General features: G+C 38.1%; 8 protein-coding genes. All 8 read left to right on the forward strand.

All coding sequences use genetic code 11. The annotated features are described in order from the left end of the window. The first annotated feature begins 66 nt into the window (after positions 1-66). Positions 67-1491, forward strand: a complete 1425-nt coding sequence (locus H6607_04160; protein ID MCB9261546.1) for an SUMF1/EgtB/PvdO family nonheme iron enzyme — start codon at positions 67-69, stop codon at positions 1489-1491. A gap of 136 nt (positions 1492-1627) precedes the next feature. After that, the gene (locus tag H6607_04165) at positions 1628-3568 is read left to right on the forward strand and encodes a T9SS type A sorting domain-containing protein (GenBank protein ID MCB9261547.1); all 1941 of its coding nucleotides are present in this window, start codon (positions 1628-1630) and stop codon (positions 3566-3568) included. 12 nt (positions 3569-3580) lie between these two features. Further along, a complete protein-coding gene (locus tag H6607_04170) occupies positions 3581-3886 on the forward strand; it encodes a rhodanese-like domain-containing protein (protein ID MCB9261548.1) in 306 nt (101 codons plus the stop codon). Position 3887: 1 nt separating this feature from the next. After that, positions 3888-5768, forward strand: a complete 1881-nt coding sequence (locus H6607_04175) for a hypothetical protein (protein MCB9261549.1) — start codon at positions 3888-3890, stop codon at positions 5766-5768. A gap of 31 nt (positions 5769-5799) precedes the next feature. Then, on the forward strand, positions 5800-6147 hold the full coding sequence (locus tag H6607_04180; protein ID MCB9261550.1) for a 4Fe-4S dicluster domain-containing protein: 348 nt from the start codon (positions 5800-5802) through the stop codon (positions 6145-6147). A gap of 2 nt (positions 6148-6149) precedes the next feature. Beyond that, positions 6150-6818 carry a C40 family peptidase gene (locus H6607_04185; GenBank protein ID MCB9261551.1) on the forward strand — a complete coding sequence of 223 codons (669 nt, stop codon included), beginning with the start codon at positions 6150-6152 and terminating at the stop codon, positions 6816-6818. 87 nt (positions 6819-6905) lie between these two features. Beyond that, positions 6906-10208 (forward strand): hypothetical protein, encoded by a 3303-nt coding sequence (locus H6607_04190; protein MCB9261552.1) that lies wholly within the window; start codon positions 6906-6908, stop codon positions 10206-10208. Continuing rightward, positions 10195-12123, forward strand: coding sequence for a DUF3857 domain-containing protein (locus tag H6607_04195; protein MCB9261553.1), 1929 nt, complete (start codon positions 10195-10197; stop codon positions 12121-12123). The genes H6607_04190 and H6607_04195 overlap by 14 nt, the downstream gene beginning before the upstream one ends. The last annotated feature ends 1 nt before the right edge of the window (position 12124 follow it).

The following is a 12124-nucleotide window of genomic DNA, read 5'->3' on the forward strand; positions in this document are numbered from 1 at the left end:
GAAAATTAGACAATAAAAAAGTACAATTGCAGTTTAATTGAAAGAGTATTTGAATTAACAAATAATATGAAACGTAAAGGTTTAGTTTTATTATTAGCAGCCGGATTGGCTATGTCGCAAACCTCCTGCAAAAAGGAGCGTTCTGCTGCCACAGGGTGGAAGTATAACGATGCTAAGTGGGGCGGAATTGAGCGTTATGACTATGCAGGTCAGGAAACAGGTCCTGGTTTGGTTTTCGTAAAAGGTGGTCAATTTACTATGGGTTCTTCCGAGCAAGATGTGTTGTATGACTACAACAACATTGAGACCAAGGTTACGGTAAGCTCCTTTTATATGGACGAGGCTGAGGTGAGTAATCACAACTATTTGGAGTATCTTCTTTGGATGAAAAGAACATTCTACGATGGTCAACCTGAGGTGTTTTTTTCTGCTTTGCCAGACACTAATTGCTGGAGAGAAAAGCTAAGTTATAACGAGCCGTTTGTTACAGAATATTTGCGACACCCTGCTTTTAGAGATTATCCTGTTGTGGGTGTAAATTGGTTGCAAGCCACAGACTATGCCAAATGGAGAACGGATAGGGTAAACGAAATGATTCTTATTAGAGAAGGCATTATGGTTCCAAACTTTGATGCTCAAGTGGACGAGAATAACTTTAATAGCGATGCTTACCTTGCCGGTCAGTATGATGGTGAAGACGGAAAGCACATGGTTAAAGACATCATGGATAAAAAAGGAACTCGTCGAGTGAAAATGGAAGACGGAATTCTTTTGCCACCATACAGACTTCCAACAGAAGCCGAATGGGAGTATGCAGCATTGGCACATATTGGTAATTCAGAACTGGAGAACACAAACTATCAAAATATCTATAGCTGGGGTGGTTTGACAGTTCGTCATCATGGCGGTAAAGAAATAGATAGAGGATATATCAATGCCAACTTCAGAAGAGGCGATGGTGATATGGCTGGTATTGCCTCCAGAATGAATGATGGAGCAATTTATACTACAGAAGTAAAGGCATATTGGCCCAACGACTTTGGTTTGTATAACATGAGCGGAAACGTGAGTGAGTGGACAATGGATGTGTATCGTACCTTATCTCCCGAAGATAAATCAGACGTAAACCCATACAGAGGAAACGTATTTATGGATCCAGAGAAAGATCAGTATGGCGACCTTGTTGATAAAGATGATCGGGGTAGATTGGTTTCTAAACCAGTTGAGGACGAAGATGTTCAATACAGAAGAAATTATCAAAAATCGGATAACCGAGGTTTTTTGGATGAGGAGACATACAACAATGATGAACAAATGTATGTTTACGGAGTGTCTTCATTGGTAGATAATCAAGCTCGGGTATATAAAGGGGGTTCATGGAATGATAGAGCCTACTGGATTACTCCAGGAACAAGAAGATTTTTGGATGAAAATCTTTCAAACTCAACTATTGGTTTTAGATGTGTAATGCACAGAATTGGATCAATGTAAGATTTTTGAATATTCAATGAAAAAAGCCGTTCAAAAAGGACGGCTTTTTTTATTTATGCAATTTTCTATTTCACTTTACCATCATTTTAAAATCAAAACAAGCGGCTTAATTCATTTTGAATAAATTTGCTGCAATATGGCCAGTGATAATCCGTTGGCATTAAAAACATTAAAACGAATAATGCATCTAAAAAAGTTAATAATACCCATATTCATATTGAGCAATGTTTATGTATCAGCTCAAGTTGGTTTAAAGCCTCTTTTGTCAAACCCGACAATACAAAATTACCTTAATCAAAACCCTGACTATATCTGGAATCAATCAAAGAAACACAACAAATGGGGGACACCCGACACGTTGCAAATACCATTTTTTGAAGATTTTACATCAACATTAATTTATCCCGACTCGTCAAAATGGCAAAACAATTATGTCTATATAAACCGCGATTTTGCCATAAATCCACCGAGTTATGGCGTGGCAACGTTTGATTACTTGAATCAAAATGGACTTCCGTATTCATCCATAGAAAAAGAAACCGTGGATTATGGAGACACCTTAACCTCGCAGTTTATCAATTTGAAAGACTCAAATGGTATATCCTATCTTATATCTGATTCTTTTTACCTGAGTTTCTTTTATCAACCCCGCGGAAGAGGTGATTTCATAACGAGTGAAGATTCGTTAAAACTTTTGTTTAAGGACGCCGATGGCAATTGGGTAAAGGTTTGGGGTGTAAATGGAGGCTCCAATTATGATTTCAAACAAGTGCTTATTCCACTCAAAAATGCAAAATACTTGCACGAAACTTTTCAGTTTATGTTCGTTAATTTAACCCATCGTTGGGGCAACAACAACCATTGGCATTTGGATTATATTTATCTAAATAAAAATAGGTCGGTTAATGATAGAAACTATCGCGACTATGCTATTCAAAGTCCGCCAACATCGTTGTTAAAGCACTATTATTCTATGCCTTACGATCATTTTTTGGCCGATAAAAGCGAAGCCGCAGATTCGTTTTATTTTACTGTTTCCAATATGCAGGGCAGTGTTATAAATGCTCAGGTACGATATGTGGAAACCAATATGGGAAATGTGCTAAAGGAAACACAATTTGTGGATAATGCGGCCAATGTTCCGGCCAATGGCTGGAGCCTGCGAAAAGTTCCGGGCTATGATTTCTCCAATTTAAATGGTTACCCGGTGGTTATCGGTCGCAACTATATGATTCGCGAATCTGGTATCACAAATCCGGTGTTGTTTCAAACCAATGATACCCTAACGCAGCAATTCGCATTCACTCGACATTATGCCTACGATGACGGAACTGCCGAAAGTGGTTTTGGATTTAATGATTTGAAAAATGCCGAAGGCGAAATAGTAGTGGAGTTTGACTTGAAAAAAGCCGACAGTTTGCAAGCGGTAGATATACTGCTTACCTACAACACCGCAGATGTGAGCAATCAACGATTTGATTTTAGAGTATATGGTGACATTGCTCTAAATGGTGGCACCGATAATTTGCTTTTCGAGCGGCGGTATTCAGTCTCCACTATCTACAAAAATTCAGACGCACGAAACTTTTACACGATATCATTAGACACACCTATCTACCTGCCAGCAGGAAAGTTCTACGTCGGTTGGAGCCAAGATAGAAATTATAATCTTACGGTGGGTTTTGACAAAAACAATGGCTATTTGAAGGATGCCAATAAAATGAATGATAAAATTTATTTTAATGTGGGCGATGGATGGGTTAAAAACAACAATCCGGCTCTTGTTGGGGCCCCGATGATAAGACCAATTGTTGGGCAATCAAATCCGTGGTTGGCTTCTGTGGAAGGCAACAAAACGCATACGCTAAAATGCTATCCCAATCCGGCCACCGATGAGCTATTTTTTAATGAAACAGTTGAGAAGGCCATTATTACCGATATACTTGGTAATATTGTTTTAGAACAAAATATTGAAAATAATTCATTGATAATAAGTCAGTTAAATTCCGGAATTTATTTTGTTTCGGTATTAAGCAAACAAAATGAATGGTTAACTGCTAAGGTAATAAAATTATAAATAGTTATTAAAATGACAGGAGATATCAGTGTTGTAGAACTTAAACAACGAATGGACGCAGGCGAAAAATTGAATATTATTGATGTTCGGGAGCCTTGGGAGTATGAAGAATTTAACATCAATGGCCGTTTGATACCACTTGGCGAGTTGCAAGGCAAGGTTGACGATTTGGAAGATTTGAAAGACCAAGAAATAATCGTGCATTGTAAATCGGGTGGCAGAAGTGCCGCTGCCGTTGATTTTTTGACCCGTCAAGGATTTAAAAATGTCCGCAACCTGAGCGGTGGAATGATGTCTTGGATGATATCTAACATGTAAGATGCCCATAAGAAGAGGTTGGCTGGCATTCGGTTTGTTTTTGGCTTCGATGCCTTTGATGCTTTGGCATTGCAATAGCCACACCGCTTCAGAACAATATCTAAATTTAAGCGACTCAGCCCATTACGTTGGAATGGAGGTTTGTGCTACTTGTCATGCAGACAAAGCTCAAACATTTGTTCATACCGGAATGGGCTTGAGTTTTGATACCGTTTCCAAACAAAAAAGTAGTGCTCGGCTAACCAGTCATCATGTTTTATACGATAGTTTTCAGAACTATTTTTATTACCCTTATTGGCGAGGTGATAGACTTTTTATCAAAGAATTTAGACTAAACGGAAAAGATACCACCTATCAAAGAACGGAGGAGATTTCATACATTATTGGCTCTGGGCAACATACCAATAGTCACCTGATAAAAAAGGGAAATTACGTTGTTCAGGCTCCTTTTACGTGGTATGCACAAAAACAAAAACTCGATTTTCCCCCAGGTTTTGAGAATGGGCACAACTCCAGATTTAGCAGGGTAATAGACGAAGAATGTATGACTTGTCACAACAGTTTGCCATCTTTCAAACCCAACTCCACACGCGAGTTTATGGATATACCCAAAGGTATCGGTTGCGAGCGTTGCCATGGGCCAGGTAGTTTTCATGTTGATTTTCGGAGAAATGGAAATATACCAAACGGAGATATTGATTATACCATCGTTAACCCTTCTAAGCTTAGTTTGGACAGGCAAATTGACGTTTGCCAGCGATGCCACTTGCAGGGAAATAATGTGTTGAAACCTCAAAAGCGGTTTTCTGATTTTAGGCCGGGCATGGTGTTGAGCGATATTTTCGAGGTTTATCTGCCTCAATATGAGGACGATGAACAGCTTTTTAATATGGCTAATCATGCAGATAGAATGCAAAATTCTGCATGTTTCAAAAAGAGTAAAAATTTGACGTGTATTACCTGCCACAACCCACATATCAGCGTAAAACAAACAAATGCCAATCACTTTATTTCTATTTGCGAGGGTTGCCACACATCAAAAAATACGTGTACGGAACAACTCAAAATTAGAACATTAAAAGGAGATGATTGCATCGTTTGTCACATGCCGGCATCCGGTTCTGCCGATATTCCGCACGTGTCGGTTCACGACCACAAAATTGCCATACACAATAAAATTCAAGAGCCGAAGCCTGCCCAAAATCCGGTTGGGTTATATTGTGTAAACAATCAAAATCCGGATGCGGAATCATTAATAAAAGCATATTTGACCTATTACGAAAAGTTTGAACCAAACACTGTTTATCAGAAAAAAGCGGAAGAATTGTTGAGCCGCAATGAGGTACCCGAATTGCAGATTCATTTATTATACCAAAAAGGTAAGTGGGGTGAATTGGTAGAATACGCAAATAATAACAAAATAGAGCAGCCTGCCGGCGTGACTTGTTATAGAATTGGGGTGGCCAACTCAAAAGTTGGAAATTATAAAAGAGCTGTAGAATGGCTTCAATTGGCAGTATTAAAACAACCGGATTATTTTGAATACAAAAGCGATTTGGGCTCTAATCTGATAAAAATCAATCATTTTTCAGAAGCAGAAAAGATATTGTTGGAGGCATACAAACAGTTTGAGGAATATAATCCAACACTCAATAATCTTGGATTTTTATACATCAATCTGGCTCAATTTAAAAAGGCTCAGGCCTATTTAGAAAAGTCGTTATTAATTGATAATGATAATATTATAGGTATTGAAAATATGATTTTGCTTTATTCTCAACAAAATAACAGGGAGCAAGAAATAGCATATATAAACCGATTGCTAATGCTAAAACCCAATCATGCAGCTGCCAAACAACGTTTGGCCGAATTGAGAAGATAACAATATCTTTGCACAAAACTTTACAAAGCAGATGGCAATAATAATAACGGATGAATGCATAAACTGCGGGGCTTGCGAGCCTGAATGTCCGAATAACGCGATATATGAAGCTGGAGCAGAGTGGGCAATAGCCGATGGAAATGAGGTGACCGGACAGTATATTTTGGAAGGTGGCATAGTTACCGATGCTGCGAGCAAGCACAGACCAATTAGTGATGAGGTTTATTTCATTGTGCCTGATAAATGCACGGAGTGCCAAGGATTTCATGAAGAACCACAATGTGCGGCGGTTTGCCCGGTAGATTGCTGCCTGCCCGACCCTGACAGACGTGAGAGCGTTGAAGAACTGTTGGCTCGTAAAGAAAGGCTACATTTATAGCCATGAAACAAACGGGTCAGTGCCTCGTTTCTTGCATTCCCGTCAGGGCAGATGCCTCAAGTAGGTCAGAAATTGTGACTCAGTTGCTTTATGGTGAAACTTATTCCATCAGGGAGCAAAAGGATGATTGGTATGTTATTACTACACACTTTGATCAATATTCAGGGTGGATATCAGCCAATCAACACAGTGAACCATCATTTGAGCCGAAATCCATTCAGAATAAAAGTCTTTTTGAACAGAGAAATGGCATAATTATACCTTTTGGAAGTTATTGGACAGAAGAATCGAATTCAGATTTAACCCCCATTGAGGCCTCTAAAATCTTTTTAAATTGTCCATACTTATGGGGTGGAAGAACATTTATGGGTATAGACTGCTCAGGGTTTATGCAGGTAATTCATAAGGCATGCGGAAAGAAATTGCCGAGAGATGCTTCACAGCAGGCGGAAATTTGCAACCGCATTGATTTTGGGGAAAGAAAAGCCGGCGACTTGGCCTTTTTTAAAAATGGAGATGGCAAAATTACCCACGTTGGTCTATTGCTTGATAAAGATAGAATTGTTCATGCCAGCGGAAAAGTGCGTATTGATGAATTGACCAATCAGGGAATTATTCATTCAGAAACCAAGATACGAACACATATTTTGGAATGTGTGGCTCGACTTTGAGTTGCTATTAACTTTTACCATTCCCCAAGCTACTTTAGGTAAATATGATTAAATTTCTATATTTGCTTTGTTTAAAAAAGTCGATTAATGAAAAAGATTTCCCGAATAGGCCAAATTACCGCCTTCGCATGTTTATTTTTATTTGCCAATCAACTTGTTGCTCAAAATTACTCAGTTGAAGATTCTAGATTATTTCTGATAAACGGTTTGATTTATCATAATCAAGAAAAATACAACTCTGCCATTGAAGAATACAGCAAAGTGCATAGAAATGATACAAACTATGCGTATGCACTCTACGAAAAATCATTTTCTCAAACCAAGCAAAAAAAATATAAGGCAGCCATTGAATCGTGCATTGAGGGTTTAGAAATGAACGACCCCAAGCTCGATTTTTTGTTCTATACAAGTTTGGGAACGGCTTATTCTGAAAGCGACCAATTTGAATTGTCGATTGAAACCTATTTGAAAGGAATAGAGAAATATCCGAAAAGCTCTACCCTCAAATATAATTTAGCCGTTGTTTTGTTAAAAGACAAACAATACGAGCGGGGTATGGAAATGATTTATACAACTTTGCGAGAAAATCCTTTTCATGCCAACTCGCACCTGATATTGGGCAACATCTGCCGAGATCAGGAATTAAAAACACAAGCGGCCATTTCTTATTTTTTCTATCTAATGATGGAGGATAATGACCAAATTGGATATGCAAGATTGGGATTAATTGATGGGTATCTCTCCGGAAAAATGGAAGGGGAGAATGAATACAAAGACATAAATTTTTTAGAGCAAGGCTATTCAGAAATTGATGAATTAGTGGAAAACAAAATTGCCAACCGAGCTACCTACAAAACGCCTTCGTCGCTAACATTTCCAACAATAAAACAGGCTCACCTTATCATCAATTCTTTAGACAAGTTAGAAGCTGATACGGGTTTTTGGAATGAGTTTTATGTGCCTATGCTCAAGAGGATGCAAAAGAATAAATCCTTGTTTGAAGGATTTAGCTACTATTTGGTTAGAAGCGGCACAGAAAGAAATAAATTGATTACCTCAGCCTACAACGGCAATTCATCCAAAGTATCGACTTTTCGAAACTGGTATATGGAGAATTTTGAAGAATTGTATGCCATGCAAAAGGATGAAGATGGCAACGAAATTTTGCATCATTATGCCGGTGGAATTCTTGTGGCTCATGGCAAACTTGTAAATGATAAATTGGAAGGCCCAGTAACCTTTTACCATAATTCAGGCCTAATTTCGGCTAAAGGAAATTATAAAAATGGAGAGAAAGATGGAGCATGGGTTTATTATTACGGAAACGGCATCCGAAAAAGTGAGTACAATTACGACAATGGGGTTGTTGATGGTGCATTCAAAGAATACAATAACGAAGGTTTTTTAGAGAAAGAAGGAAACTTTAAAAAAGACTATTACGATGGAGTTGTAAAGGTTTACTACAGCCAGGGTGGAGGCATTTATGCAGAGAGAACCTACGAAAATGGAGAGTTAACAGGGAAATACACTGAATACCACCGAAATGGTGAAAAGAGTGTAGAAACAATTCTTGAAAAGGGCGACCCGAATGGAGAGGTTTCCTATTATGGGTATGGGGGCAGAAAGTTATCATCAGAATACTTTGAAAATGGCGAACGAAATGGAGAAAGCAAAGTTTGGAACACCGAAGGAATATTGACACGTGAAACAAAATATGTAGATGGCAAAGTGGATGGAGAGATGAAAACTTATTATCAAACGGGCGAATTGTCATCGAGAACAGAATATTCGGCAGGAAAAATATTTGGAATACAGGAAGAATTTCATAAAAACGGGCAATTAATAACCAAAACTGTTTTTGATGGAAAAGGAAAATTCACGGGAGTATCGGAAGCATACCATAGTAACGGAAATGTGCATTGGCGAAAAACATTTAAGAAAGGGGTACTTCAGAATTATGAATATTTCGACTCTTTAGGAAAATCAATAAAATATGTTGAGAAGAAGGGAAGCAATATTATAATGGAAGATTACGATGAAAATGGGTACATGTGGCGTAAAGGTGCAATGAAAAAGGGACTGTTTGACGGAGAGTTCACCTTTTATGACCCGCTCGAAATATTGGTAAGCAAAAGAAATTTTGTAAAGGATGATGCAAACGGGGATTATCAATTTTATTATTCGGATGGCACGCTAAAAACAGAGTGCAACTACACGGATGATGAAAAGGATGGGCAATTTAAACAGTACGGCCCTGATGGAGAAACCATAACCTACACTGGTTTTTATGTAAATGGGTCAAAAAAGGGGGAATTCATTTCTCAAAATATGCAGGGAAAAACCACCGATATTCAGTATTTTTCTAAAGGAAAAGAGCAAGGATGGCAGCAATACTATACTGAGAAAGGTGTTTTATATCAGGAAGAATACTGCGAAAATGGTGTTCTCTTGGGATGGAAATTTTATGATTCAAGTGGTAAAAATCCTGAAAAACACTGGTTAGAAAATGGCAATGGGGTGTTGGAAAGAAAATACCAAAACGGCCAAATTGAATTTAAAGGACAATATGTGAATGGCGAGCCAAGCGGAGAATTTGTTTGGTATCATCCAAACGGGAAAATGGCTACAACAGGAATGTATGTGGGCGGCAGCCGACATGGCGAGTGGAAATGGTTTTATGAAAACGGTGTTCAGAAATCTGCGATAAATTATTTTTATGGCGACCGAAATGGCGAAGCTACCTGGTATCATGAAGACGGAACATTGGAGATAAAATCAAACTACGTGAATGGCGACAGAGAGGGTGAATACACACGATATTTTTGGAATGGAAAGCTGCGTGAGCAGTGCTTTTATAAGGACGGTTTTCTACATGGTGTATGTCGATACTATGCCCCAACTGGTGAGCTGGCAATTGTTCGTAGGTTTGTAGAGGATGTGTTAGTGGCCTATTCGTATGAAGGAAGTGACGGCAATTTGGTTGACGAAATTGCTGTGACCAAGAGGTTTCAACACATCGAAGCTAAGTTTGCAAATGGCCAAAAGTCGGTGGAGTTTGATTGGGAAAATAATCTTGTGGCAGGTGGAAAATTCATTTGGTATTATCCAAACGGCAACATTTATAAATCGAGTGAATATAACGAACAAGGAGCATTAAGTGGTAGAATGTATGCCCAGCAAATAGATGGAAAAATGTTGTATGACTACAGAAATAACTGGAACAACTATCATGGCGTAGGTTTGGATTATCACCTCAATGGAAATTTAAAATCGAGCATCAACTATTTTCAAGATGAGATGGAAGGTGTGTCAAGATTTTATGATGAGAATGGAAAATTAGTTAAAACAGCATATTATTTTAATAACAAATTTGTACATGAAATTAAGTAAATCAATTTATTCAGTGTTGGTAGGTATTGTATGTTCGATGGCCTCAAATGCACAAAGTGTAGAGAGCATGGTGGCTAAATATCCGGGAAAAACGGCATGCCATACACTTTTGAAAACACATTATGAAATTGGAATTGTAAATGGAGAAATTGCCGTTACCGAGCAAGTGTCTGAAGAGATAATGTACCTGTCTGAAAAGAACCCAACAGTAGTGCAAGATAAGGTTAGCTTTAGTTCTTTTTTTGAGCTTAACAGCATCGAGGCATTTACCATGGTGCCTCAAACCAATGGCAAATACAAAAAAGTAAAAGTGAAAGATTTTGTGGATGCTTCGAACACAGCGGGGTGGGTGTTTTATGATGATAGCCGCGAGAGGTCTTTCCATTTTAAAAACATAACCAAAGGTGCTAAAACACGACTTAATTACAGTTACAAAATAAATCAACCGAATTTGTTAACTCCTTTTTTTATGCAGAGTTATCTGCCGGCCGATAAGTTAGAATTTTCAGTTGCCTACACGGATGATGTGGAAATTGGCTATAAGTTAATGAATTTGAATGAGGGAGAATATACATTTACTCAAACCAAAAAAGGGAATAGAAATATTTTAACCTGGAGCAGAAATCAGGTGAAAGATTTTAAATACGAGTCGGATGGGCCAAATCCGAAGTATTACTTACCACAAATTCATGTGTTTTTAGTTAGTTCAAAAACCAGAACTGGTGTTCAAACCCACGTGGGAAGCATAGACAACCTGCACAAGTGGTACAGAGAGTTAATCAAAGATTATAACCGAAACGATAAACCAAGTAAGGAACTCATGAATATTGTAGATTCTTTAACCAACGGACTTACCGAAGAGTTGGACAAGGTTCGTGTAATTTACAAATGGGTTCAGGGAAATATACAATATGTTGCTTTTGAAAATGAATTGGCCGGTTTTGTGCCAAGAGCGGCCAACGTAGTTTGCACACGACGATTTGGCGATTGTAAAGATATGGCCAGTATCATCACAGAGATGTTGGATTTTGCCGGAGTAAAATCGTATTTAACTTGGATTGGTACTACTTCTATTCCATATAGCTACAGCGATATTGCTACTCCTGTAGTGGATAACCACATGATAGCCACTTATATTGATAAAAATGGAAAGCCATATTTTTTGGACGCCACCGACAAATACATAGATTTTGAGCATCCTGCTTCGCACATTCAGGGCAAAGAGGCATTGGTTAGTCTGAGCGAAACAGAGTATAAAGTGTTTGTTGTTCCGAGGCCGGAAAAAGAATATACCGTTTACACTGATTCCGTTTGGATGGGCATAGAAGGCAATAAGTTAGTGGGCAAGGCCATGCAATATCAAACGGGCTATTATCGAAATTTTTTTACGTATCGATTGACGGGCAGAAAGGCAGATGAACAAAAAGAAATGCTGAAAGGTGCTTTGGAAAAAGGCTCAAACAAATTCAGACTTCATGATTTTGAGGTTAAAAATTTAGATGTTGTAGAACAGCCTTTAACCATTCAATATACGTTTGATATCGGCGACTATGTGCATGCTTATCAAGACGAACTTTATATAGATATGAATTTAAGCAAAAGGATAGGTTCAAAAATAGAAGATGACCGCGAGGTTCCGTTTGAATACGAATTTAAATCGAGCGAAAGCTATGTTTATACACTTACCATTCCGGATGGTTATGAGGTTAAATATTTGCCTGAAAACCTAACCTTGTCAATCCCAAATTTTGAAATAAAACTAGAATACAAACAAGAAGGAAACAAAATTGTGTACAATATGACCCAAAATTCTGAGTTGGTAATGTTTGAAAAGGAAGACTTCGAAAGTTGGAATCAACTTTTTGCTTCGGCCAATAAATTTTTTTCAGAAACAATTGTATTAAAAAAGAAATAAT

It is taken from the genome of Flavobacteriales bacterium (assembly GCA_020635395.1).
GTDB lineage: Bacteria > Bacteroidota > Bacteroidia > NS11-12g > UBA9320 > UBA987.